The organism is uncultured Rossellomorea sp. (assembly GCF_947488365.1).
Classification (GTDB): Bacteria; Bacillota; Bacilli; order Bacillales; family Bacillaceae_B; genus Rossellomorea.
Genome location: NZ_CANKZT010000001.1, coordinates 904,117 through 929,365 on the forward strand (window position 1 = coordinate 904,117; position 25,249 = coordinate 929,365).

The 25,249-nt window shown below is 42.7% G+C and carries 22 protein-coding genes and 1 other annotated feature; of the genes, 2 read left to right on the forward strand and 20 right to left on the reverse strand.

Annotation, left to right across the window (positions count from 1 at the left end):
- Positions 1-2: 2 nt before the first annotated feature.
- The 9 genes from Q1B03_RS04850 to Q1B03_RS04890 form a co-directional block, all read right to left on the reverse strand.
- A complete protein-coding gene (locus Q1B03_RS04850) occupies positions 3-749 on the reverse strand; it encodes an A24 family peptidase (RefSeq protein ID WP_299738779.1) in 747 nt (248 codons plus the stop codon).
- Between the two features lies 1 nt (position 750).
- Positions 751-1,140 (reverse strand): type II secretion system protein, encoded by a 390-nt coding sequence (locus Q1B03_RS04855; protein WP_299738781.1) that lies wholly within the window; start codon positions 1,138-1,140, stop codon positions 751-753.
- Positions 1,141-1,257: 117 nt separating this feature from the next.
- Complete coding sequence (locus Q1B03_RS04860; protein ID WP_299738784.1) at positions 1,258-2,469, reverse strand: type II secretion system F family protein; 1,212 nt, start codon at positions 2,467-2,469, stop codon at positions 1,258-1,260.
- Between the two features lie 2 nt (positions 2,470-2,471).
- Entirely contained in the window at positions 2,472-3,509 is a 1,038-nt protein-coding gene (locus Q1B03_RS04865) for a type IV pilus twitching motility protein PilT (RefSeq protein WP_299738786.1), read from the reverse strand.
- Positions 3,510-3,523: 14 nt separating this feature from the next.
- Positions 3,524-5,182 carry a GspE/PulE family protein gene (locus Q1B03_RS04870; protein ID WP_299738788.1) on the reverse strand — a complete coding sequence of 553 codons (1,659 nt, stop codon included), beginning with the start codon at positions 5,180-5,182 and terminating at the stop codon, positions 3,524-3,526.
- A gap of 25 nt (positions 5,183-5,207) precedes the next feature.
- A complete protein-coding gene (locus tag Q1B03_RS04875) occupies positions 5,208-6,266 on the reverse strand; it encodes a VanW family protein (RefSeq protein ID WP_299738790.1) in 1,059 nt (352 codons plus the stop codon).
- A gap of 261 nt (positions 6,267-6,527) precedes the next feature.
- Positions 6,528-8,240 (reverse strand): sensor domain-containing diguanylate cyclase, encoded by a 1,713-nt coding sequence (locus tag Q1B03_RS04880; protein ID WP_299738792.1) that lies wholly within the window; start codon positions 8,238-8,240, stop codon positions 6,528-6,530.
- Positions 8,241-8,348: 108 nt separating this feature from the next.
- Positions 8,349-9,662: a folylpolyglutamate synthase/dihydrofolate synthase family protein gene (locus Q1B03_RS04885; RefSeq protein WP_299738794.1), complete on the reverse strand. Its 1,314-nt coding sequence runs from the start codon at positions 9,660-9,662 to the stop codon at positions 8,349-8,351.
- A 134-nt stretch (positions 9,663-9,796) separates the two neighbouring features.
- Positions 9,797-12,448 (reverse strand): valine--tRNA ligase, encoded by a 2,652-nt coding sequence (locus Q1B03_RS04890; protein ID WP_299738796.1) that lies wholly within the window; start codon positions 12,446-12,448, stop codon positions 9,797-9,799.
- Positions 12,449-12,517: 69 nt separating this feature from the next.
- Positions 12,518-12,744: a binding site (T-box leader), on the reverse strand.
- 163 nt (positions 12,745-12,907) lie between these two features.
- Here Q1B03_RS04890 and Q1B03_RS04895 point away from each other — a divergent pair.
- Positions 12,908-13,096: a hypothetical protein gene (locus tag Q1B03_RS04895; RefSeq protein ID WP_044339496.1), complete on the forward strand. Its 189-nt coding sequence runs from the start codon at positions 12,908-12,910 to the stop codon at positions 13,094-13,096.
- Between the two features lie 36 nt (positions 13,097-13,132).
- Here Q1B03_RS04895 and ysxE read toward each other — a convergent pair whose 3' ends face one another.
- The 8 genes from ysxE to hemA all read right to left on the reverse strand — a co-directional run bounded on the left by ysxE (position 13,133) and on the right by hemA (position 21,944).
- On the reverse strand, positions 13,133-14,161 hold the full coding sequence (ysxE, locus tag Q1B03_RS04900) for a spore coat protein YsxE (RefSeq protein WP_299738799.1): 1,029 nt from the start codon (positions 14,159-14,161) through the stop codon (positions 13,133-13,135).
- Positions 14,162-14,299: 138 nt separating this feature from the next.
- Positions 14,300-15,517: a stage VI sporulation protein D gene (gene spoVID / locus Q1B03_RS04905; RefSeq protein ID WP_299738800.1), complete on the reverse strand. Its 1,218-nt coding sequence runs from the start codon at positions 15,515-15,517 to the stop codon at positions 14,300-14,302.
- Positions 15,518-15,652: 135 nt separating this feature from the next.
- Entirely contained in the window at positions 15,653-16,945 is a 1,293-nt protein-coding gene (gene hemL, locus Q1B03_RS04910) for a glutamate-1-semialdehyde 2,1-aminomutase (protein WP_299738802.1), read from the reverse strand.
- A gap of 55 nt (positions 16,946-17,000) precedes the next feature.
- A complete protein-coding gene (gene hemB / locus Q1B03_RS04915) occupies positions 17,001-17,975 on the reverse strand; it encodes a porphobilinogen synthase (RefSeq protein ID WP_299738807.1) in 975 nt (324 codons plus the stop codon).
- Positions 17,976-18,002: 27 nt separating this feature from the next.
- Positions 18,003-18,794 (reverse strand): uroporphyrinogen-III synthase, encoded by a 792-nt coding sequence (locus Q1B03_RS04920; protein ID WP_299738809.1) that lies wholly within the window; start codon positions 18,792-18,794, stop codon positions 18,003-18,005.
- On the reverse strand, positions 18,794-19,726 hold the full coding sequence (gene hemC, locus Q1B03_RS04925) for a hydroxymethylbilane synthase (RefSeq protein ID WP_299738812.1): 933 nt from the start codon (positions 19,724-19,726) through the stop codon (positions 18,794-18,796). Before hemC ends, Q1B03_RS04920 begins: the two co-directional genes overlap by 1 nt.
- 16 nt (positions 19,727-19,742) lie before the next feature.
- Complete coding sequence (locus Q1B03_RS04930) at positions 19,743-20,576, reverse strand: cytochrome c biogenesis protein (RefSeq protein ID WP_299738814.1); 834 nt, start codon at positions 20,574-20,576, stop codon at positions 19,743-19,745.
- Between the two features lie 15 nt (positions 20,577-20,591).
- Positions 20,592-21,944 carry a glutamyl-tRNA reductase gene (hemA, locus tag Q1B03_RS04935; RefSeq protein WP_299739650.1) on the reverse strand — a complete coding sequence of 451 codons (1,353 nt, stop codon included), beginning with the start codon at positions 21,942-21,944 and terminating at the stop codon, positions 20,592-20,594.
- A 394-nt stretch (positions 21,945-22,338) separates the two neighbouring features.
- Here hemA and Q1B03_RS04940 point away from each other — a divergent pair, with 394 nt between their 5' ends.
- Positions 22,339-22,830 (forward strand): LiaI-LiaF-like domain-containing protein, encoded by a 492-nt coding sequence (locus Q1B03_RS04940; protein ID WP_299738816.1) that lies wholly within the window; start codon positions 22,339-22,341, stop codon positions 22,828-22,830.
- A 57-nt stretch (positions 22,831-22,887) separates the two neighbouring features.
- Here the strand turns inward: Q1B03_RS04940 and Q1B03_RS04945 are convergent, their stop codons facing one another.
- From Q1B03_RS04945 to Q1B03_RS04955, 3 genes are all read right to left on the reverse strand, one after another.
- Positions 22,888-23,628 carry an amino acid ABC transporter ATP-binding protein gene (locus tag Q1B03_RS04945; protein ID WP_044339672.1) on the reverse strand — a complete coding sequence of 247 codons (741 nt, stop codon included), beginning with the start codon at positions 23,626-23,628 and terminating at the stop codon, positions 22,888-22,890.
- Positions 23,629-23,644: 16 nt separating this feature from the next.
- Positions 23,645-24,292, reverse strand: coding sequence for an amino acid ABC transporter permease (locus Q1B03_RS04950; RefSeq protein WP_044339486.1), 648 nt, complete (start codon positions 24,290-24,292; stop codon positions 23,645-23,647).
- A 99-nt stretch (positions 24,293-24,391) separates the two neighbouring features.
- Positions 24,392-25,174, reverse strand: a complete 783-nt coding sequence (locus Q1B03_RS04955; RefSeq protein ID WP_299738819.1) for a transporter substrate-binding domain-containing protein — start codon at positions 25,172-25,174, stop codon at positions 24,392-24,394.
- Positions 25,175-25,249: the final 75 nt, after the last annotated feature.

Genomic DNA, 25,249 nt, shown 5'->3' on the forward strand with positions numbered 1-25,249 from the left:
CATTAATAGAAAAACGATAGATATGCGGATAGGATGGCATCGTAATACAAATAAGCAAGGATGGTCCCTAAAGCGATAAACGGACCGAAGGGAATCGGTTTACCTTTCTCAATGACCTTGAATGCCAGTGCAACCAAGCCAAAGATCGCTCCAAAGAAGGTTGCCAGCATGAAGGACAGGATCATGACCTTCAATCCGACAACGAAGCCGATGACTCCATATAACTTGATATCGCCTCCACCCATGCCGCCTTTACTGACGATGGCGATCAGAAGAAGGAGCCCGAATCCAACAGCGGCACCGACCAGACTATCCCACCACGGGGTCAACGGAATAAACAGACGTTCCAACAAAAAAATCCCCGCAAAAAATAGTAGTACTTTATCCGGAATGACCATGTATTTCAAATCAGAAACGGTAATGATGACGAACAATGAAATGAGCGTCCATGCGACAAGCAGCTCCCATACGAATCCAAACTCAAGATACGCGAGGACAAATAGACTGGCATTCAATGCTTCCATAAACGGATATAAAGGAGAAATGCGCCCTTGACACCGGCGGCATTTCCCCTTTTGAATGAGATAAGAAAAGACAGGAAGCAGCTCGAGGGCAGTCAGTTGATGACTGCAATACGGACAGCTCGACCTTGGCTTTACAATGGATTTCTTTAACGGCACCCGCAGGCCTACTACGTTGTAGAAGGAGCCTAGGAGGAGTGCGTAGATGGTGATGATAATTGCAATCATACTATTTAGCGGCTTCAGTTAATTCTTTTTCTGTTAATTCAGTAGCTACCGCCCCCGTAACTATACTTTGTGCAGGGTGTCCCTTAATTTTGTATACGTTGTTTTCATAAACCACATCGAATTCAGCATCGTCTACATTTGATAAATAACTACTTAAAGACACTTCGTCCCAAGATTTAGCTTCAGAATCCGAAGCATGTGCCAGTTTAGCGGCACTAATTATTTGAATAGCCTCAGCTACAACTGCATCGTCCTTACTCTTATTAATAATAGAACCAATACTCGGCACAGCAATCGCCGCAATAATACCAAGAATAACAATGACAGCAAGAAGCTCAACCAGTGTCAAACCTCTCTCATTCTTCAACATTTTTCTCATTTTCTTCAACATTTCTTCATTTCCTCCCCATAACCTTTTGTAGTACTTTAGTACTCTTTTAATCTACCTATATTATACAACACAGAAAATAAAATATAAGTCTAAATATGTAAATATTTATCATAATTGCTAGAAATTCTGCACATTGTTAAATATTTCAAACATTGGGATCATGATGGCCGTTACAATCGTCCCGACCAGTCCCGCCAATAGAACGATCATGAGTGGCTCTATTAATGCTTTAAGTTGATCTGTAGAGTTTTCGACTTCTTTCTCATAGAAATCCGCCACCTTGGAAAGCATGCTATCAAGTGATCCTGTTTCTTCTCCGATGGAAATCATTTGTGAGACCAGGGGCGGAAAGGCCCAGTGTTTTTTCATGGGTTCCGTTAACGTTCCGCCTTTTTCAAGTGATTCTCTCGATTCTTTGAGAACTGCCGCAATGACTTCATTTTCCACTACCCGTTCGACGATAGCCAACGACTGAAGGATGGGAACCGAGCTTGAGAATAAGGAACTCAATGTCCTTGTCATTCGGGCTAAAACCGCTTTTTGGAGTAGTTTACCGAATAGTGGGATACGCAGTAAGAAGTAATCCAAATAGTATTTCGACTCTTTTCTCTGTCTTACCACTGCAATGCCTGTGATCATGAGAATGACAAGGAATAAAAGAAGGTACCAAAAACGCTGCACTGTTTCACTGGCACCGAGGACGAATCTCGTGATTAACGGTAATTCTCCCCCGAAATCGTCAAACATATCCACGAAAGTCGGCACGACAGCTGCTAGTAAGAAGATGACAACCCCAATGGCGATCACGCCAACAACTGCAGGATAAGAAAGGGCCGCGATCACTTTTTGCCGGGTTCCATGCTGCTTTTCGTAGTGATCTCCAAGTCTTTCCAGGGTTTCATCCAGACTCCCCGTTGCTTCCCCCGCTTTCAGCATATTGATGAAGAGGGGCTCAAACACTTTCTTATGCTTGCCGAATGCATCTGAAAGGGGATGTCCCTCTTTCAATTCTATTTCAACGTCTATAAGTATTTTCGTTAAGGCTTTACTATCTGTTTGACTGCTTAGAATGCGGGTCGCGTCCACGACTGTGACTCCCGCTTTCAATAGAGTAGAGAATTGCCTGAGAAAAATCACCATATGTTGAAGCTTGACAGGGTTTCCCAAAGTAATTTCTTTCGTTAAAAGTGTCTCTGGAATTTCCTCCACTGAAATAATGCGGATGCCTTGATTCTTCAGCCGGAGCATTGCCTCTTTTTTGGTAGCAGCCGTGACCTGGCCTTTTTTCTTCCCTTTTTTATCTCGTCCTTCATACTTAAATCTGCCCATCTTTAACGGTTCTCCTGAAGAAATGGAGAGGCCACTTCTTTCGAAATCATACCGGCGTGTAGATATCTGCTGACATTCGATTCAAAGAGCTCCATTCCCTGCGCTTTAGAAGTTTGCATGATGGTGGGAATTTGATGAATCTTTTCAGACCGGATAAGATTCGCAACCGCTGAATTATTCAGGAGGATTTCCGAGACAGCAATCCTGCCTTTTTTATCAACTGTAGGCAGGAGGCGCTGAGCAATCACTCCCTGCAGAACCGTTGCAAGCTGAACCCGGACCTGGGATTGCTGTTCAGCCGGGAATACATCTATAATCCGTTCGATTGTCGAAACGGCACTGGACGTATGCAGCGTCCCCAGGACTAAATGACCGGTTTCAGCTGCTGTAATGGCTGTTTGAATGGTTTCCAGATCGCGCATTTCTCCTACCAGAATGACATCGGGATCCTGCCTCAATGCACTTCGCAATCCGTATGCAAAGGACTTTGTGTCAAACCCGACTTCCCGTTGATCAATAATGGAAGAACCGTGCTTATGTAAGTACTCTATCGGATCCTCAAGCGTAATGATATGCTTTCTCATCGTCTGATTCATATAATGAATCATCGAAGCAAGCGTCGTCGATTTTCCGCTTCCGGTCGGGCCCGTCACCAACACCAACCCTTGATGCTTTTCTGCTATCTTCATTATCACAGGGGGGAGCTTTAGTTCTTCCAGGGTCGGAATATTTCTGGGCACAACACGTAATGCAATCGAAATACAAGAACGTTGAAAATAGGCATTCACACGGAACCGTGAGACACCTGGGAGGGCATAAGAAAAGTCCATTTCCCCCCGTTCCTTGAATTCCGTCCATAAATGCTCGGGAACAATGGTTTTTGCCATTTGCTCTGTATCTTCCGGCTTCAGCACATCCTGCCCATATCTCTTTAAGTCTCCATGAATTCGGAAAACAGGGGCTGATCCTATCGTTAAATGAATATCAGAGGCCTTTGATTCAAATGCCTCCCGTAATAGATGATCTATCCGTTCCTTCAAGTCATACACCTTCTTTACTCTATTGCTACACGCAGTATTTCCTCTGTCGTGGTCAATCCCTGCTTCACCTTAAACAATCCATCATCCAAAAGAAAAATGGTTTTGTGATTATTGGCAACTTCCCTTAATGTGGAAAGGGATTCATTATTCATGATGATTCTCTTCATTTCATCGTTTACGACCAGTACTTCATGAATGGCCATTCTTCCTTTATAGCCTGTCATATTGCACGAGGCACATCCTCTGCCACGAATGACCTTTTCGATTGTCATTCCTCTGCGACCAAAGATTTCTTTCTCCCTCACTGTAGGGATTTCTTCTTGTGCACAATCCCGACACACTTTTCGAACAAGACGTTGAGCGACAATGCCGCTTACAGAAGTCGCAACCAAAAAGGGCTCGACCCCCATATCTATAAGGCGTGTTACCGTGCTTAAGGAATCATTCGTATGGATCGTACTGAGAACTAAGTGTCCCGTCAGTGAAGCTCGTATCGCTACTTCAGCCGTCTCTCTATCACGGATTTCCCCTACCATGATAATGTTGGGGTCCTGCCTTAGGATGGACCGGAGACCTGTAGCAAAAGTAAGGCCGACATTGGTGTTCACCTGAATTTGGTTAACCCCTTCCAATTGATATTCAACTGGATCCTCAACCGTAATAATATTGACCTCTTCACTATTCAGCTTGTTCAAGGCTGCATACAAAGTAGAAGATTTACCTGAACCAGTAGGGCCCGTTATAAGGACGATCCCGGTCGGGCGATCAATCAAATCTTGAAATCGTTTAAGGTTTAAACTGTTGAAGCCGAGTTGCCCCAGGTCATTTAACGATGAACTCAGGTCCAGTATACGAAGGACAATTTTTTCTCCATATACCGTCGGCAGGGTCGAGACCCTTAAATCAATCGGACGAAAATCGATGTTCGTTTTGATCCTTCCATCCTGAGGTACCCTGTGCTCCGTGATATCCAATTGAGACATGATTTTGATGCGGGCCGTCAGCATGCTTTGCATATGCTTAGGGAGAGAGCGATCAGTCCGCAAAATGCCGTCCACCCGATAGCGAATATGTACTTTTGTTTCCTGAGGATCGATATGGATATCGCTCGCCTTTTGCGTCATGGCATTGGATAACAATTGATTGACAAGTTTGGCGATGGGAGAGTCCTGATCTGTCAGTGCTTCATCCTCTAATGGATGACGCTCATTCCCCACCCCTTTTAACTCTTCAAAGCTTTCATCCATATCGTAATACTTACTGATTGACCGAAGGATATCGTCCTTTGTTGCGATGGACGTCTCAATATAAAAGCCAGTGGATAATCGCAGATCCTCGGTCGTGTAGAAATCCATTGGATCAGCCATGGCTACAAACAGCTTATCTCCCTCTTTTTTAAGTGGGATGATTAAATTCCGTTTTGCCACTTCTTTTGGAATCAAATGAAACAGCTTGGGATCAAACGGGTATCGAAATAAGCTGACATGAGGAATGCCTAATTGAAACTCCAGCACTTCAATCAGCTGCTGTTCTGTAATGTATCCTTTTTGTAAAATCGCATCTCCCAGCTTCTGATCGATCCCCTTTTCTTTGAGAGCCGTTTGAAGCTTTTCTTCTGTTAACAAACCTGATTCAACTAATAAATCGCCTAAACGTTTCCGCTCTTGTGCCATGCCATTCCACCTAACTGTCATTTTCTTATTTCATATCGGGCAAAGGAAGATCCTCTTCAGAAGAAGAAGCATTGGAGTTCTGTTTCGTTGAAGGGGAATTTGCATTGTCAGGTGAATCCGACTGTTCATCTTTCTCTTGATTAGATGGACTTTCTTGAGGCACTGAGCTGTCCCGGGTTTTATGCTCTTCAACCTCAGAACTCGTTTCATCCACCTCTGAAACATCGACCACTTTCCCTGCCACATAATCTTTCATACTATGTAACTCTTCTTTATGAACGGGAAGGTAAAAGTCTTCTGATACCTTTTCTTCCTTGAGAAATTCACCCTTCATTGTCTGAAAGCTCCTCCATACTTCAACCTGCATTCCGTTTCGGCCTTCTTTCGTTACCATTACTTCACCTGTATGTAAGTATGGACTGTATTGCTTGATCACTTTCGGTTTAAAGACCAGCTTGTCCCTTCGCTCTACCGTCACCCTATACGGAAGTTCTGCGCCCTTTAGTGAGATGGAAAGCAGATCTCCTTGCCACTGAAGGGTGATCGTATAAGACCCACTGTTAGGATTTGAAAAAATAAAGTCCTTACCCTGTTCTTCATTTACATAAGCTTCCATCCCTAATTCAGTACCATCAGGAAGCTCCCTGCTCTGATTTCTCTCAATCACCTCAAAGTTTGTCGGCAGTATCAGCTCATAAAGACATGAAGCGAGAGTGCTAAGATCTTGGTCAGTTGCTCCAGTGAATCCTTCCCCCTCAATAAACTCCAGTAAGGAGAACGGTGAGGCCCCTCTTATTTCAATCTCAGGGTTCGTATCAATAAACTGCTGAAGCCCTGGTGTCAATGGTAGACCATCGACTTTGATCTCTGAAATGGTTTCAATGGTAGCTTCGCTCTTACTTTTGTGTTCTGGATTTTGATCAGAAGGACCCGCAACATCTTTGTTCTCGCTGCCGGAAACAGGTTGAGCCGGTGATAGGAAGCGATCATAGGCCAAAGCACCCAGATGAGCAAAACTGAATAAACCTATGCTGCACAACACTAAAAATACGGATAGCTTTGTAAAAGGTGTTCTTTTACTCATCACAGATGCCCCTTTTATTCTTTTTCCTTATAGGTTTTTTAGATGTTTTGAAGAAAGGATGTAAACTGATTTAAACGTTGTTGAAGGAGGAACTTAGAAGTATAATTCGATGAAAATTAACAAAATTCGACTACTACTATTTTAGTATATACAGTTGTAAATGGAAAGCTACTATTTGCTACAAATAGAAAAAAATAGAATAAAAGTCATAGTTTTCGTTCAAAAAAAACACCTCCACAAGTAGGAAGGTGTTTTCCGAATTCATTTCACATACTGAGCCACCCGATTCCGTCCAGCCTGCTTCGCACCCGTATAAAGTGCCCGATCCGCATGGCGGATAAGAGCAAGTGTATCATCGGCATCTTCCGGTGCGGTTGAGACTCCAATGCTTGCGGTGATCCGGACCATCATTCGTTTGTTGGATTCGTCCAGGCTGTCATGGAGAGTGAAGGGTTCATTGGCAATCGCACCTCTGACATTCTCAGCAAGCAGGAGTGCTTCATCCCGTTTCGCATCCGGAAGAAGGATGACAAATTCCTCCCCTCCGTATCTCGCAACTGTACCTCTTGAATCGATAAGGGTACGAAGGCGTTCGGCAAGTTCAATCAGGATTTCATTCCCGCTCTGGTGGCCATAGTTATCGTTAATCACCTTGAAGTGATCCAGGTCGAGCATAATGAGTGATAGACTTTGTCTTTTCCCAACATCGAGATGATTGAATTCAAGCGTCAGGAGATCTTCAAAATATCGGTAATTGTATAGTCCTGTCAGGGCACATCTTTCACTGTTTTTCTTTGTCCGTTCATGGTGTCTTGCATTTGCGATTGCCACGCCTAAATAGGAACATAAAATATCGACAATCATCAATTGATACTTTTCATAGGCTTTCTTTTTGGAAGAGGCCAATAGAAGGATCCCTCGTACCTTTTGACTTCTTACAATGGGTACGCACAAAACACTTTCCACTCCCTCAGGCATATACCCTTCAGCGATATCGGTCCATTCAGATCGTGAAGTGTAGAGCACGGACTTCCCGGTTTCCCATACTACACCGCTGATCCCCTGGTTTTTCTTTAATGGACGCAGGTTATTCGACTTCATTTCTCCATTTTCAACACGCCTCAAGAGGACAAGTTCCTCTTCCTGGCAATCAAGGATATATGCATACTCAACCGGGAGGGTCTCGATGATCTTCTCGATGAATATATCAAGCACTTCTTTTACTTTCAGGCTTTCGGTTAATTGGTGACCGATTTCACCCGCTTTTTGAAGGTATTCATTGATTTTTTCAGAAGAGTTATAGAGCTTTAAAATGATCGATAAGCTCACAAAAGGGATACCGATCAATAGAGAAGCGAAGGCTCCCAGTTCAAACGTTAAATAATAGAGAGATAATGAGAGAGGGAACATGATCATATTTGCGGTAAAGTCCCAAACGAAATCCTTGCTGTAAAAACGGACATCATTGTTCACTACATAGCGTTGATACATTAAAAGAAGAATTTGATTGATCATAATCGAAACGATTTGATAACTGAGTATCGGAAATAGTAATTGACCGATACCCTTTAATCCGACTTCTCCACCGAATAGAAAATAAATGAGGCCGCTCACTAATGAAACAAGAAAGAACATCACTGAATTCAAGGGAATTCTATGCCAATCGGTTTTGGCCAGCCTGAGCCGGATAAGCAATGGGATAATAGAGAATTGCATGAGGACGATCTCAATAAATAATCCATACTTTATAAACCCTACGAGGGTCACCCACTGGATGAAGAAAATGGTGGCACCATTTATCACAATGGGCATGAGTGGGATAAAGGTGGCAAAAGCCACTAAGGTTAAAAGCTCCAGCTCATTTCCTGCAATATTTTCAGGAGGATAGTAGCGATAAGTAAAATATAATCCAGCAGGTACAACGGCTAGCCAGGCCAGCAATATGTACAGCTTCTTTTTTACTGATAATGTCATGTCTATCCTCCAAAGGTTCCGTTCGATTTAATATAGTTCTATGATACTATACTAGTTAAATAGTCACAAGTTTATGAATATTTTATCAAAGCGGTTCGATAAAGTCACTTACTTTTTTCTGTAATTTTTTAATTCATTCAGAAGATATGGTTTTACCTCAGATAGAAAATACAAAGAACCTGTTATGAGCAGTACTTCATTTTCTTTCAGCCCCGGGATCTTCTCTTGAAGAAACTCTTTCCAACGAGAAACTTTAACCTTATCAGGATGGGAAGATAATCCGTAAAGCTCTTCAGCTGATGCCACTCTTGGAAAGTCAAAGGTCGTGAACCCGATCGCATCCACTGCTTCTTCAAGATGAGAAATCATCGGCCGTAAGTCTTTGTCATTCAATGCGGAAAATAGAACCGTCACCCTCTTCTCCATAAAGCGATCCTGTATGGTTTTCACCAAGGCGCTAATTCCTTCAGGGTTATGAGCACCATCGATGTATATTTCAGGTTTATCTGAAAGGAGTTCCATCCTCCCCGGCCATGATGACTTTTTCAATCCAGCATTTATGTGTGTTCCTTCTACATTTATGACATGCTCTTCAGAAAGCAGCTCAATTACCTTTATGGCAAGTGCGGCATTGTTCATTTGGTGAGTACCTATCATCGCAAGCTCGTACGTTTCATGTAAAGAAGGTGAATGATAGGAAAATTTTTCACCTTTTTCAAGGATCGAAAGACGTTCCACTGAGAAATCCTTTCCAAGTTCAAATAGATCGCTATCCATTTCTAATGCTCTACCTTTTATCACATCCGCCGCTTCTTTTTGGTGGACCCCTGATATGACAGGAACGGAACGCTTGATGATACCGGCTTTCTCATAGGCGATGTCTTCTAATCTGCTTCCTAAAAATTGCATATGATCAAGGCCGATACTCGTTATGACTGAAACCATCGGGGTGATGACATTCGTTGAATCGAGTCTTCCACCAAGTCCAACCTCATAAAGGACGAGATCGACCGGTTTCATTTCGGCAAAATAATAAAAGCTCATGGCTGTAATGACCTCGAATTCAGAAGGACTTCCCCATTCTGATTGTTCCATGCTCTCGGCAATGGGCTTTATTTTCTCCACAAGAAAAGTTAAGTCCTCATCTGAAACAGGATCTCCATTGATACTGATTCTTTCATTAAAACGTTCAAAGTATGGAGAAGTAAAGGTGCCTACAGAATACCCTGCTTCCTGTAATATGTTTCGCAAATAGGTTACAGTAGATCCCTTACCGTTTGTTCCCCCGATATGAACGGTTTTGAGCTTTTCATGAGGGTTTCCAAGCTTCTCTAACAAGCACTGCATTCTCTCCAGACCCGGTTTGATTCCAAGTCTGAGTCTTGAGTGTATCCATTCAACGGCTTTATCATAGGTTAACAATTATTATTCACTCCCTCTTTTAGGTTTCATTAGAAAAAGGGCTCTAATCGGATCTGATTGCTGAAGAGGATCTCCCCATAACAATCAGACCTGATTTTAAAGCCCTCTTCTTAACCTCTATTCACTCGGCAAAATTAAACTGACTTCAGCTCTTCTATTCTTGCTTTAACAGTCGCTTGTTTCTCTAAATAATCTTTTTCTTTTGCTTTTTCCTCATCTACTACTTTCTGAGGGGCTTTGCTTACAAATTTCTCATTGTTCAGCTTACCTTGAACACGGGAAACTTCCTTCGTCCATTTCTCCAACTCTTTTTGCAGGCGGGCAATTTCCTCTTCGATGTTGATCAGCCCTTCTAATGGAAGGAATAAGTCCACACCTGTAACGACTGCGGTCATCGCTTTTTCCGGTGTATCTAGATTTGTACCCATTTCAAGCTTCTCCGGGTTACAGAATTTTTCGATATACGCTTTGTTCTTCTCGATGATTGTTAGCGTATGTGCATCTTTCGCCTTTAGCATCAAGTTGATTTGCTTGCTCATCGGCGTGTTAACCTCAGCACGGACATTACGTACAGCACGAATGATATCAACGAGCAGCTTCATCTCTTCTGCTGCCGCTTGGTCTGTAAGTTCTTCTTGAACCGTCGGCCATGCAGCCACCGTAATGGATTCGCCTTGATGCGGCAAGTTCTGCCATATTTCCTCGGTAATAAACGGCATGAATGGGTGTAGAAGTCTCATTGTGTTGTCCAGGACATGAGCCAGAATCGAACGGGTCGTTTTCTTAGCTGCTTCGTCCTCGCCATATAAAGGCAATTTAGCCATTTCAATATACCAATCACAGAAGTCATCCCAGATAAAGTTGTAAAGAACACGACCAACTTCACCAAACTCGTAACGATCCGCTAAACGTGTTACGGTTTCAATCGTTTCATTTAATCGGGTAAGGATCCATTTGTCAGCAACAGATTTTTCACCTGATAAATCAATTTCGTCATAGGTCATACCGTCCATATTCATAAGGGCGAAGCGTGATGCGTTCCAGATCTTATTCGCAAAGTTCCAAACAGATTCTACTTTCTCAAAGGAGAAGCGTAAATCCTGACCCGGTGAGCTGCCTGTAGATAGGAAGTAGCGTAGGGAATCTGCTCCATACTTTTCGATGACATCCATTGGATCTACACCGTTTCCTAATGACTTACTCATCTTACGCCCATCTGCATCCCGAACCAGTCCGTGAATCAGTACGTCTTTAAATGGACGTTCTCCCGTGAACTCCAGTCCCTGGAAGATCATGCGAGATACCCAGAATCCGATAATGTCATATCCCGTCACAAGTGTGTTGGTTGGGTAGTACCGTTTAAAGTCCTCTGCATTCAGATCTGGCCAGCCCATTGTTGAAAACGGCCATAGAGCAGAACTGAACCATGTATCCAGTACATCCTCTTCCTGTGTCCAGTTTTCAATATCTTCCGGTGCTTCATTGTTTACATAGATTTCGCCCGTTTCTTTATGATACCAGGCAGGGATGCGGTGTCCCCACCAAAGCTGACGGGAAATACACCAGTCACGCGTGTTTTCCATCCAGCGCAGGTATGACGTTTCAAAGCGATCAGGTACAAAGTTGACCTTGTTTTCATCCTGCTGAAGTTTTACCGCTTCTTCTGCCAGAGGATCCATTTTAACGAACCATTGAGTAGAAAGATATGGCTCAACGACTGCTCCACTTCTTTCTGAGTGGCCAACTGAATGCATATGCTCTTCAATCTTGAACAGAACGCCGGCTTCTTGAAGGTCTTTCACGATTTCCTTACGACATTGGAATCGATCCATCCCTTGGTATTTATCCGCCTTTTCATTCATGGTTCCATCTTCATTCATTACAAGAATACGTTCTAAATTGTGACGATTACCGATTTCGAAGTCATTCGGATCGTGTGCAGGCGTAATTTTCACTGCTCCGGAACCAAATTCCATATCAACGTAATCATCTCCTACAATCGGAATTTCACGTCCCACGATTGGAAGGGTAACTGTTTTACCGATTAGATGCTTGTAGCGATCATCTTCCGGGTGTACTGCAACTGCCGTATCACCAAGCATGGTTTCAGGGCGGGTTGTGGCAATTTCAATATGACCACTTCCATCAGCCAACGGATATTTCATATGATAGAATGCGCCTTGTACATCCTGATGAATAACCTCAATGTCTGAAAGGGCGGTTTTCGTTGCCGGGTCCCAGTTGATGATGTATTCACCACGGTAAATCAGGCCTTTATTATAAAGGTCGACAAATACCTTTTGTACAGCTTCCGATAAACCTTCATCCAACGTGAAACGTTCTCGGCTATAATCTAAGCCTAATCCAACTTTAGACCATTGCTGACGGATATGCTCGGCATATTCTTCTTTCCACTTCCACGTTTCTTCTACGAACTTTTCACGGCCCAAGTCATAGCGTGAAATACCCTGATTACGAAGTTTTTCATCCACTTTCGCTTGTGTTGCAATTCCTGCATGGTCCATACCTGGCAGCCATAATACATCGTAACCCTGCATTCGCTTCATTCTGGTCAGGATATCTTGCAGGGTTGTGTCCCAAGCATGACCAAGATGAAGTTTCCCCGTTACGTTCGGCGGAGGGATGACGATGGTGTAAGGCTCTTTCTCCTTATCGTTTGTCGCTTCGAAGTACTTCCCTTCGAGCCACCATTTGTAGCGTCCCTGCTCAATGGCATTCGGATCATATTTCGTCGGCATTGCTAATTGCTGATCTTGAGTTTCCATTTGTTTTCCTCCTATATTAGTGCGAATAAGTACACTTTTCTAAAAAAATAAAAAAATCCCCCGTCCTATGAAAAGGACGAAGGATTCCATTCGCGGTACCACCTTTTTTCTCAGGAGAAATAAACCTCCTGAACTCTCGACGATTATAACGGCTTTTAACCGGCTTCTACTACTGAAATTCATAGAAACAGCTCTCCAGGCGACCTTCCATTGTCTTAACGTAGAAAATCTCTCACCAAACGATTTTCCTCTCTGAAAGTAAGGGCCAATGTACTCTTCCTGTTCATTGCTTTTAAGGCATTATTTATTTACTAATTATAGTATAGGAAAAGATAAACTTTCGTCAATCATTATCGCCAATTTTTAATAAAAATATTCATTTCGCCTACTCAGGCACCATTCTATCCTGTATTCATAAGATAAAGTAGTGAATATACCCAGGAGAGTGAGTGGAAGAATATGAAAAAAATCAATCAATATACCATGCAGAAATGGATGGGAAACGCCCGGTTAATATGTAAGCAATTCATCATCCCCTTTACGATCTTTCAAGGGGTCCGGACCATTTTGCTCCCAACCACTTTTGATGTCCTTCTTTTAACTCTGTTTATCGGTATAGGCCTTGCCATTTATTTCGATTGGATTTAATGGACTGACGAGATGTGGACTTCGCCAGTCCTTTTTTTATTCTGCTTCAGCCGCCTGCTCCTGTTTCTTTTTTTCCATTTCATCTAAACGCATGACAACGTATTCTGTATTTTTCAGCAGCCAGTAGTGTCGTTGCAATTTTTTGAGGGATTTACGTTCATTCCGCTTATCCTTCGGTGTATGAAAATACTTTTCCACCACTGCAATGACAGAGCTTGGATAAGCTAAATAACTCATGAACAGGAGCCGCTCTTCATTACGTACAGTAAAATGCAGAAAATAAGTGGTAAGCCACTCGACACATTCCTCGTAATACTTAGGATAGGTTTTCAACGTTCTCGACAAAAACGGCAAGAGATCATGAAATGGAGAAGCCATCCTTGAGTTCTCAAAGTTATGGAAATACCCCAACCCTCTTTCATCGAATAGAAAGTGCTCCGTCGAAACCTTTCCGTGGGTGATGACGGTCCTAACCTTTTCCAGCTCCTTCGTCTCTTCATACCACTCATCAAGCATCTTGCGTGAAAATTTCAACGCTTGAGTGGCATCCTTGTAATACATGCAGAAATGCAATTGAAAAGGAGACATATACGTTGTTTTTTCACATGCCTCAACATACTCATCGAGAAACTGTTGTTCTTTATCCCACCTGGATGTCAACTGCTCGTAATGAGATTCTCTCTCTTCTTTATCAATCTTTACTTCTTGAGACGAAAGAGTATGCAATCTTGCCAATTCCCGGAACATTTTCTGATGCTTTTCAAATTGATCTTCCCTTTCCAGGTTCAACAGCCAGGGCATCACATAGTATAACTCCCCTTCATTCCACACCGCATAACGCCCATCCAAAGTCGGGTAGATCGGAACAATGCGGTTATATCCCCTTTGAAACAATAGTTGCACATTCCGGACAAAGTCAACTCCAGTCTGGGCCGGGATCTGCTTAACAGCCAGAGTGCCTTTATTGGAAAACACTTTGGAAATCTTCCCGTAGCTCTCAACAAAATGGGGTTCTACGCCATAAGGTTGTAAGACATGCTTTAATCCATCAAGCGTTTGTACCATTCCTCTCACCTTCTAAGATTACTTTTCTAAAAAAAACGGACTAACTCCAATGAATTTGGTGTCAGCCCCATTCTTTCCTCTATATGTCCATTACGCTATTCTTATGTCTTAAGCGGGAACGACTTTACCCATATTCCTCTACCCTTTGAAGACATACTCGCTTTTCGGGATATAAAGAACCTGCCCTACATAGACGTCTTGATTGGCTTCAAGTTGATTGACCCTTAATAGCTGCGGAATGGTCAAATCATACTTTTCTGCAATATAGTCCAGGGTCTCACCCTCTTGAACAATGCATACCCGTAATGTTGCGCCCTTTTCCTCATCTTTTCTTGCAAAGAAATCGGTTAATGAAATGCTTTCATATTTCTTTTTACCTTTTGTCTTTTTCTTTTCTTCCGGTTCTTCCCCGCTTTCTTCCATCTCCGCTTCTACAGCTGATGAGGACGACTCTTCTTCTTCGGCTTCCTGCTGCTTGTATTTAGGAGGCGGCGTGTAGGCGGCCTTTGGTTCAGACGGCTGCTCTTCTGATGACTCACTTAGTTCATGCTGAGGCAACTCAAACACGTTTTCTTTCCTGAAATAATTTTCCTCATAGGAATGAGTTGGCTGAGCACCGTATTGAATCTGTACGGGTATCTCATCCTCCTCTTCAGATGGTGGTGTCCGTCCTTCCAGATTAAACGGCTGGTACTCGTCGTCTTCAGAATCCTCTTCTTCCTCCTGCTCTTCAACGTTCGCCGTTAATTCTTCGACGTCGTAGTTCTCATACTCGTATACTTCTTCTCTTTCTTCTTGCTCTTCTTCTGTTTCTACTTCTTCCTCCGCTGTATCTTCTTCTACTTCGGCAACTGCACTAGAACGGTAAAGCGGCTCGTATTCTTCCTCTCTGCTAAATTCAGCTTCAAGGGGAGTGTGCGTCTGCTGTTCACCATAAATCCCTGTAATCGTTAAATCGGCATTCAATTTTAAACAAGCATTCTCAGGAACCATGTAATCGAATGACTCAACGAATACGTCGATATCGCCCAGATTGGCAATTCTATTTTTCGGAATCGTCACATCGACAGGGAAACGGTGGACAAATTCATACTCACCTTTTTCCCTCTTTTCCACTATTTGTACAAACTTACCACCTGCTTCAAACTCATCCTCTTCTTCGTCCCTAGGTGAAGTTGGTAAATATTCACCGGAAAGATCAAGGCTTCCCCTGATAAGTACGTACTGCTCTTGCTCTTGTATCGTTATATGAGGATCTAAGGAGATAGATAGCAATTCTTCAACTTCCTGTCCTTTTTTAAACCAAATTGATTCTTCCAAGGAAAATCGCAAACACGATTGTTGTTCTTGTGACAAAAGAAATTCCTCCTTTCAGGTTCCAAACAAAGAAATAGTAAACAATGCCATTATCACTTTATGAAACGAAAAGGAGGATTATGATAGGAAAACGAATATAAATAGCCGATCCCTAAAAAGGATCGGCTATCATCACTACTTCTTACTAATCTTTTCAAACGCTTTTTCCGCTGCTTCAAGGGTCTTTTCAATATCTTCATCTGTATGAGCTGTCGATAAGAATAGTCCTTCGAATTGGGAAGGTGGCAAGAATACACCTTCGTGTGCCATTTCACGGTAGTAATCAGCAAACATATCAAGATCAGACGACTTGGCACCTTCGTAGTTGGTTACTTCTTCATTCGTAAAGAAGATCCCGATCATGGAGCCTGCACGATTGATTCTGTGAGGGATGTTGTGCTTTTCTGCCGCTTTCTTTAAGCCTTCTTCCAGCAGGTCTGCTTTGCGGGCAAACTCTGTGTACGTTTCAGGAGTCAGCTGGCTCAGGGTTTCATATCCAGCTGTCATCGCCAATGGATTTCCGGATAGAGTTCCAGCTTGATAAATCGGACCGCTTGGAGCGATTCTCTCCATGATTTCAGCCTTACCGCCATATGCACCTACCGGCAGACCTCCACCAATCACTTTACCTAAGCAAGTTAAGTCGGGTGTTACGTTATAGTAGCCTTGGGCACATCCGTATCCGACACGGAACCCGGTCATGACTTCATCAAATATTAACAGTGAACCATGATTCTCCGTGACTTCACGCAGGCCTTCCAGGAAGCCTGGCTGAGGTGGAACGACCCCCATATTACCGGCAACAGGTTCTACGATCACACCGGCAATATCATCACCAAATTGTTCAAAGGCATAGCGGATGCTTTCTAAATCATTGTAAGGCACCGTAATCGTGTTCTTTGCCACGCCTTCAGGTACACCAGGGCTGTCAGGCAGGCCAAGAGTCGCCACACCGGATCCTGCTTTGATTAATAAAGAGTCACCATGACCGTGGTAGCAGCCTTCAAACTTGATGATTTTATTGCGGCCTGTGTATCCGCGAGCCAGACGAAGGGCACTCATCGTCGCTTCCGTACCAGAAGACACCATACGTACGACTTCGATACTTGGTACTCTTTCAATTACAAGCTGGGCTAGCTTGTTTTCGATTTCAGTCGGGGCACCGAAACTTGTCCCGTTTTCCGCTACTTTTTTAATGGACTCCACCACGCGGTCATTGCTGTGACCAAGAATGAGTGGTCCCCAGGATAGAACATAGTCAATGTATTCATTTCCATCAATATCGTAAATTTTAGATCCTTTTCCTTTTTCCATGAATATGGGATCCATCTTAACTGATTTGAATGCGCGAACGGGACTATTCACTCCGCCGGGCATTAGCTTTACTGCTTCTTTGAACGCTTGCTTCGATTTCTCATATGAACGCAATATCGGTTCCTCCTTTAGTGATCTTTCAGTCATCCTTACAGGAACTTTCCACCAATTAGGATAACCAATTCGCTACATCTTTTGCGAAATACGTAATGATGAGGTCTGCACCCGCACGTTTCATGCTAGTCAGCTTTTCCATTACGATTTCCTGTTCGTTTACCCAGCCGTTTTGAGCCGCCGCTTTCACCATGCTGTACTCTCCACTAACATTATAAGCGACAACCGGCGCATTAAAACGGTCTTTCACTTCCCGCATGATATCTAAATAGGAAAGGGCAGGTTTGACAATTAAGAAGTCTGCGCCTTCTTCAATATCGGACTGTGCTTCTCTTAACGCTTCCAGGCGATTGGCAGGATCCATCTGATACGTTCTGCGATCTCCGAATTGCGGAGTTGAGTGTGCGGCATCACGGAATGGACCATAGAAGCTTGAGGAGTACTTAACGGCATATGACATGATCGGCACATCATGATAGCCGGCCTCGTCCAATCCGTGGCGGATCGCTGCAACGAATCCATCCATCATATTGGAAGGGGCAATGATATCAGCACCCGCTTCAGCCTGGCTGACAGCCGTTTTTGCTAATAGATCAAGCGTAGGATCGTTCAGTACTTTTCCATCTTTGACGATTCCACAATGTCCGTGGCTCGTATATTGACATAAACATGTATCGGCAATGACGACAAGCTCAGGATAATGTTCCTTCACAAACCGGGTTGCCCGTTGTACGATCCCGTGGTCATGATACGCTTGTGTTCCTACCTCATCTTTTTCAGCTGGCACACCGAAAAGAATAATGGATTTTATACCCAGGGAAACCACTTCATCCATCTCTGCTTTTAAGTTATCAAGGGAAATATGATAAACTCCTGGCATGGAAGGAACGACATTCTTAATGTTTTCCCCTTCCACTATAAACAATGGATAGATTAAATCTTCTTTTCTTAGATGAGTTTCTCTTACCAACGCACGCATATGATCTGATTGACGCAGGCGACGATGACGGTTAAAATGCAGATCTTTCATATGTAAACCTCCTAAGTAGATAAAGCTTTATTTTGATGATCTATTTGCTATAAATTCTTTCATCTCGTTTACCATTTCATTTACAGTATAAATGCTTGGACAGATTTTTACATGTAATCCGTACTTTTCAGCCGTATTTTTTGTAATGGGACCAATGCACGCAATGGGAATGTCCCTGATCTCATCATGCAAAGTGTACTGATTGACCACCTTCATAAAATGATGGACCGTCGATGAGCTGGTAAACGTAATGATATCTGGATCCTCTTCTTTAATGATATCCTTCAACTGCCCGATGCTCCCTTTTGGAAGGACAGTTTCATAGACAATCCATTCCTCACAGGATACTCCTGCAGAGGTTAACACTGAAGCAATGACGTTTCGTGCCAAGTTCCCTTTTGGAATCAGGACGTCCCCTGACGGCTTCACTTTCGAAATGAATTCTTCTGCAAAGTCATCCCCTGTAAAATGTTCTGGCACAAAGGAAACAGGGATTCCATATTTCTTGCAATATTGTTCTGTCTTACTTCCGACTGCAGCAAACTTTCCGGAAAATGAAGATAAATCGAGCCGTAATCGATTCAATGCTTGAAGAAAGAATCTCACTCCATTTGTGCTGGTGAAAATAATCCATTCATACGTATGTATTGTTGAGTGAAGATTAACTTCCCACTTATCTTCATGAGGTTGAAAATGAAGGAGAGGTACCACAACCGGGACCCCTCCCTCTTTTTCTATGAGGGCGGCCGTTTCACTGGATCCCTCACTGCCACGAGTAATCAAAACCTTTATATTTTCTAAAGGCCCTTTACCCTTCATTATTGATCAAGCTCCTCTTTCACCTGATCGATGAGGGCTTTGGCACCCAGGTCTGTTAAGCTTTCAGCCACTTTTTCCCCTACTTGTTCAGGATCTTGTCCCACCATGTATTCTTTATAAATCGTTTTCCCATCAGGTGAAGCTACAAGCCCTGTTAAGGCTATGTCCCCATTGTCTTTCAGCTCAGCAAATCCTGCAATCGGCACCTGACATCCCCCTTCCATTTTGTGAAGGAACGCTCTTTCAGCCGTAACAGTCTTTGTGGTCTCAACACAAGCAAACTTCTGAAGAAGTTCAAGCACCTCAGAATCATCTTCCCTGCATTCAATGGATAACGCACCTTGACCAACTGCAGGCAGGCAAAGGTCGGGATCAAGGAATTCCGTTACAACATCCGATGTCCAACCCATACGGGATAATCCTGCTGCTGCAAGGATTATCGCGTCGTAGTCCTCATTTTTAAGCTTCGTTAAGCGCGTATCGATATTCCCGCGGATCCATTTGATTTCAAGATCTGGACGAACGGATAAGATCTGTGCCCCTCTGCGCAGACTACTCGTTCCTACGATTGCTCCTCCCGGTAAATCTTTTAGAGCCACATGATTTTTACTGATGAACGCATCACGGTGATCCTCGCGAAGCGGTATACATCCGATGGTCAGTCCTTCGGGTAAGACCGCAGGCATATCTTTCATACTGTGAACGGCCATATCGATTTCTTTATCCAGCATCGCTTGTTCAATTTCTTTTACAAACAAGCCTTTTCCACCGACTTTCGACAGGGTGACATCAAGAATCTGGTCCCCCTTTGTGACAATTTCCTTCACTTCGAATTCGTAAGAGGGGTCCAGTGCTTTCAACTGATTGATCACCCAATTTGTTTGTGTCAGTGCTAATTTACTTCGTCTCGATCCAACAATGATTTTTCTCATAATGACCTCCTGAATCTTATGAATACCAGAAATGAAATGAAGACAACCGACTTCCTAAGAAAAAGTTAATTAGTATGATCAAGAAGGCTGCAACATTTAGAAAAGCTAATGATTTACCAAATACATTCTTTTTGATGCGCAGATATAAATAACTACTATATAAAATTAATAGAATAAATGACCCTACTATTTTCGGATCATACCATATGAAATCCGGGAGTTTGATATATGCCCATTGCAACCCAAGGATCAGGCTGAGCAGAAGCATCGCTACTCCAATGGAATTGGAAATATATGAAATCTTCTCAAGTTTAGACAGATCACTGATCCGCAATAACCTTTGTCCCCATTTTTTCTCTTTCAATAATTTAAATTGGAGGAGATAAAGCAAGGAAACCACAAAGGATAATGAAAAGGCTCCATATGAAAGGATGGCCATCGTAATATGAATCAACAATAATTCAGATACGAGCTGTTCTGCCATTGCCTGAGACTCTACCTGTACCGGTGCAAACGTATGGATCGCCATAATGATGAATCCAAGTACATTCGTAAAAAACACCGTAAAGTCCACCCTTAATAATCGATTGATGACAAGTGACAGGGTAATGAGGACCCAGGCATAAAAATAAAGTCCCTCGAAAATGGTGAGGACTGGAAACCTGCCTGTGTTCATCATGTAAAGAAATAAAAAGATTGTTTGAAGTATCCAAACAATCGCAAGTAACCAGAAGGCAAACAGATTCGCCTTCCGGTTTTTGTTTAAGAAATCTATAAAGTAAAAGAGAATACTAATAGCATACAGAACAATCATAAGTTCATGCAGCCTAGTCATCGTTTGTTCAAACATAGTCAATAACCTCACTTATGCTTGAAAAGAAGGTTGTGGTACAAGCTTAAGATCGCTCTCAGTCTTTTCATTGGCTGCTTTTACTTGTTTCTGCTCTAGCACTTGTTGTTCAATGTTAAAAATATTGATAAATAAATCCAGTTTATCTTCAGCATCCGGAAGGCCCGCGAATTCCTTCGCTTGCAGGATTGGATCCTTTAACAACTGATTGATAATGCTCTTCGTATGCTTATTTAACACTTTTCGCTCACGATCTGTTAAGTCAGGCATTTTCCGTTCGATGCTTTCCATCGTTTCAGCTTGGATGGAGAGTGCTTTTTGTCGAAGAGCTGAAATAACCGGGACCACCCCAAGCATATTCAACCACTCTTTAAAGGACACAATTTCGGCTTCAATCATGATTTCAATTTGCTCGGCTGCTTTCTTACGCTCAGCCAGGTTTGCCTGAACGATGCCTTCCAGATCATCGATATCATAAAGGAAAACACTTTCTAATTCTCCGATGGAAGGATCCAGATCACGGGGTACCGCAATATCCACCATGAAAAGAGGTCGACCTTTTCTCATGCTTTCCACATGGGACATCATTTCTTTTGTGATCACGAATTCCTTTGCACCCGTAGAACTGATCATAATGTCCGCTTCCACGAGGGCACATTGAAGTTCCTTCATTGTTTTAGCGTTCCCGCTGAAACGTTCTGCCAAGGTTTGTGCCTTTTCATACGTACGATTAATGACCGTCACTTTAGTCGCTCCGCTGCCATGAAGGTTTTGGATCGCTAGTTCTCCCATTTTACCGGCACCAAGAATAAGAACATGTTTTTTCTCCAGGCTGCCGAATACTTTTTTAGCTAATTCAACGGCTGCATAGCTGACAGACACAGCATTGGAACCGATATCTGTTTCGGAGTGACCCTTTTTGGCTACCGTCACTGCCTGCTTGAACAGATGATTAAATACTGTACCAGTCGCCCCTGATTCCTGTGCATTCAGGAAGCTTGAACGAATTTGCCCGAGGATCTGGGTTTCCCCCAACACCATTGAATTCAAACCGCACGCAACTTTAAAAAGGTGTTCGACTGCTCCTTCTTGTTCATAAATGAACAGATAAGGTGTGAACTCCTCTTTATCTATATCGAACCATTGAGATAAGAAATCTTTAATATAATAACGACCTGTATGAAGCTGATCCACTACTGCATAGACTTCCGTTCTATTACATGTAGAAACAATCACATTTTCCAGAATGCTCTTCTTTTCCTTTAAAGCCTTCATAGCGAAAGGAAGATCAGTTTCATTGAATGATAAACGCTCACGAATCTCAACAGGGGCCGTTTTGTAATTCAAACCAACGACTATTGTATACATGCTATGCACTACACCCCCAACTAAAATCATTACTCTCATTATAACATGTCCTAAAAAGCTCCTGACCCGTAAATGTGAACAGAAATTGAAACCTAAGTATGATACATTTATAAAGGTAAGAAGGCATGCTTCTTCCGGTACTTGCTAAACATTTATTTCATCATATACATTTAAGATTAACAAAGAATGAACATGAAAGCATTTTCAATTCTAAAAAAATCTATTATATTTCGACATCACCTACTAATGTAGGGTACCAAAACAAGCCTAAAGAATCAAGTAATGGAAAGGTTTCTTACCTGGACATCCGGGCTTATTATTAGTAGTATGTATTATTTTCCCTGAAAAAACAGTATTTAAAACATTTAGTATAAAAAGATACGGGAGGAAGAGTATGAAACAACAACAAAGAATTTTCCCAGGAATGATCTTAATCGGCTTTGGGGCATACTTTTACTTACAGCAGGCGAGCATAGTCCTGTTTCAGGAGTTCTTCACGTGGCCTACTTTACTGATGATTGTTGGACTTGCTTTTCTCGGACAGGGATATGGAGGGAGAGATTATGAAGCCATATTACCGGGAACGATTCTCGTTGGATTCGGTCTGCATTTTCATGTTGTCAATAGACTCGAAATCTGGCCTGATCACATGGGGACTTTCATTCTGATCATTGCCTTGGGTTTCCTGCTCAGGTACCAGAAAACGAGAGCAGGACTTTTTCAAGGTGTGCTCTTTTTAACCCTTTCTATCATTCTCTTATTCTATGATAAAGCGGCGGGATGGTTTGGCTTCATTGGAGGTAATGTGGTGGAGACCGCTTGGGAATTCTGGCCGATGATCATCATTGGTATCGGCGTCTACTTATTGTTTATAAAGAAAAAATAATTCTATGTACTCCATAATAAAAGCCCGGAAATCACTCCGGGCTTTTTGTGAATTCTATTATAAAACTGAATCCAGAAATTCTCTTGTCCGCTGCTCTTTTGGAGCGTTGAACAATTCCTGGGGAGGTCCTACTTCCACGATCCTGCCATCGTGCATATACACGACCCAGTCGGCTACCTCGCGGGCAAACCCCATTTCATGGGTCACGACAACCATCGTCATCCCCTCTAAAGCAAGCTCCTTCATGGTTGCCAAGACCTCTCCGACCAATTCAGGGTCAAGTGCTGAGGTAGGTTCATCAAAGAGCATGATTTCAGGCTTCATCGCCAGGGCCCTTGCAATGGCCACACGCTGCTTCTGTCCACCGGATAGCTTGGATGGATAGACATTTTCCTTATCCCCCAGGCCGACTTTCTTTAATAGCTCTTTCGCATCCTTCTTTGCTTCGGCCTTTGAAACCCCTTTGACGTATACCGGTGCTTCCATCACATTTTCCAGGACCGTTTTGTGAGGGAAAAGGTAGAAATGTTGAAATACCATTCCGACTTTTTGACGGATTTTATTTAAATCATGTGTATCCTGGTTGACTTCATCGCCTTCTATGACAACCTTTCCATTGTCTTTCAGTTCCAGGAAGTTTAAGCAGCGAAGCAATGTACTCTTCCCTGATCCACTGGCTCCAATGAGGCAAACCACATCACTTTCCTTTACACTGATATCAATGTCCTTCAGTACGTGTAAATCACCAAAGGATTTATTTAATTTTTCCACTTTAATCATTTCCTGACTCACACTCATCCCTCCCGCATCTTTATTAATCACTAACTGACATCCGTTTTTCTATGATATTGACAATCGTTGAGAATACCAGTACCAGAACCAGGTAATAGATCGCTACAACGAGCAGGTAGGTCATGTAATCGAAGTTGTTGGAACCAAGCGTCGTTGCCACACTGAACAATTCGAACATCCCTATGAATGATGCAAGAGATGAATCCTTTAATGCAATGATGAATTGATTACCAAGTGGTGGCAGGGCTCGTCTGAATGCTTGCGGCAAAATGATCCTTCTCATGGACAATCCAAGAGACATTCCAAGGGACCGTCCCGCTTCCATTTGCCCTTTATCAATGGATTGGATGGCTCCACGGAAAATCTCGGCGATGTAGGCACCATTATGGAAAGCAAGACCCATAACAACAGACCAGAAGCCTGATATATTTAATGAGGTTAATCCGAAGTAGAAAATAAAGATTTGAACAATTAAAGGTGTTCCCCGCACAACGAAAATATATAAATCCGCTAATAGTTCCAATGGCTTGATTCCGGAAATCTTGAGAAACGCGAAAAACAAACCAATCACAATCGCAATAAGGACAGAAACAAAGGTTAATTGGAATGTTAATAACATCCCTTTAAGAAATACATCATATGTACCTGTTAAGGTTTCAAAAAAGTGCATGAACTTCCCTCCAGTCAATTCAATACGTGTAAGCTTCTCCCGGTAACGGACAAAAAGCGAATGCGCATAGAAGCACATTCGCTCTGTGTCATGCTGCCTTTACTCTTCTTCAGGATCTGATGTGATGTCTGTATTGAAATATTTTTCACTGATTTTCTTTAACGTACCGTCTTCTCTTAGAGTTTCAAGAGCTTTATTGATTTCATCCAATAACTTTTCATTTTCTTTACTTACGGCGATGGCTTGCTCACTGCGCCCGATCAGTTCACGGGCTTCAACGTTCAAACCTGCAGCGATCGCTTCTTTACCAGTAATGAAGTCGGTAATAACGGCATCATGTTTACCCTTATTTAATGCTTCTAATGCGACTACATCACTATCATATTGTTGAATATTATCCGTTACTCCCTGGGCAGTCTCTGCGTAAGTAGATCCTTTGGAAACGGCAATCTCCATTCCTTCCAAATCATCCAATGTTTCTACAGAACTGTCCGGACGAACGAAGATCTGCGGGCCAGAATAATAATAAGGAGTTGAGAAGTCTACTTCCTTCAAGCGTTCATCCGTGATCGTATGGCTGGCAACCGCCGCATCAAAACGACCCGATTTCACTCCTTCTACAATTCCTGCAAACTTAAATTTCTTCTGTTCAGGTTCAAGACCCATTTCTTTCGCAACGGCTTCTGCCACTTCAATATCGAAACCTGACATGGTTCCATCATTATTTGTTACACTGAATGGCTTAAATTCTCCTGAAGCTGCATAAATGAATTTGCCTTCCTCTACTAACTTCGCACCATTTTCTGTTGTGGCTTTGTCGCCACAGGCTGATAGAAGAAGCACAGAAATGACTAACAAGACTAGGCTTTTCCAATTCTTCACTGTCTAGAGTCCCCCTTATGTAGCTTGTAATATTTTTAATCTTTCATAATTTTATCAACAAAAGAGAAAATTCTC

Coding starts and splice junctions, on each gene's coding strand:
- hemA (WP_299739650.1), bottom strand. CDS start 21,944: ATGTATACAATAGTCGTTGGTTTGAATTACAAAACGGCCCCTGTTGAG.
- Q1B03_RS04950 (WP_044339486.1), bottom strand. CDS start 24,292: ATGCACTTTTTTGAAACCTTAACAGGTACATATGATGTATTTCTTAAA.
- ysxE (WP_299738799.1), bottom strand. CDS start 14,161: ATGGTACAAACGCTTGATGGATTAAAGCATGTCTTACAACCTTATGGC.
- Q1B03_RS04920 (WP_299738809.1), bottom strand. CDS start 18,794: ATGAAGGGTAAAGGGCCTTTAGAAAATATAAAGGTTTTGATTACTCGT.
- Q1B03_RS04870 (WP_299738788.1), bottom strand. CDS start 5,182: ATGGCACAAGAGCGGAAACGTTTAGGCGATTTATTAGTTGAATCAGGT.
- hemC (WP_299738812.1), bottom strand. CDS start 19,726: ATGAGAAAAATCATTGTTGGATCGAGACGAAGTAAATTAGCACTGACA.
- Q1B03_RS04895 (WP_044339496.1), top strand. CDS start 12,908: ATGAAAAAAATCAATCAATATACCATGCAGAAATGGATGGGAAACGCC.
- Q1B03_RS04850 (WP_299738779.1), bottom strand. CDS start 749: ATGATTGCAATTATCATCACCATCTACGCACTCCTCCTAGGCTCCTTC.
- Q1B03_RS04890 (WP_299738796.1), bottom strand. CDS start 12,448: ATGGAAACTCAAGATCAGCAATTAGCAATGCCGACGAAATATGATCCG.
- Q1B03_RS04860 (WP_299738784.1), bottom strand. CDS start 2,469: ATGGGCAGATTTAAGTATGAAGGACGAGATAAAAAAGGGAAGAAAAAA.
- Q1B03_RS04940 (WP_299738816.1), top strand. CDS start 22,339: ATGAAACAACAACAAAGAATTTTCCCAGGAATGATCTTAATCGGCTTT.
- Q1B03_RS04930 (WP_299738814.1), bottom strand. CDS start 20,576: ATGTTTGAACAAACGATGACTAGGCTGCATGAACTTATGATTGTTCTG.
- Q1B03_RS04875 (WP_299738790.1), bottom strand. CDS start 6,266: ATGAGTAAAAGAACACCTTTTACAAAGCTATCCGTATTTTTAGTGTTG.
- Q1B03_RS04945 (WP_044339672.1), bottom strand. CDS start 23,628: ATGAGTGTGAGTCAGGAAATGATTAAAGTGGAAAAATTAAATAAATCC.
- Q1B03_RS04855 (WP_299738781.1), bottom strand. CDS start 1,140: ATGTTGAAGAAAATGAGAAAAATGTTGAAGAATGAGAGAGGTTTGACA.
- hemB (WP_299738807.1), bottom strand. CDS start 17,975: ATGAAAGATCTGCATTTTAACCGTCATCGTCGCCTGCGTCAATCAGAT.
- Q1B03_RS04880 (WP_299738792.1), bottom strand. CDS start 8,240: ATGACATTATCAGTAAAAAAGAAGCTGTACATATTGCTGGCCTGGCTA.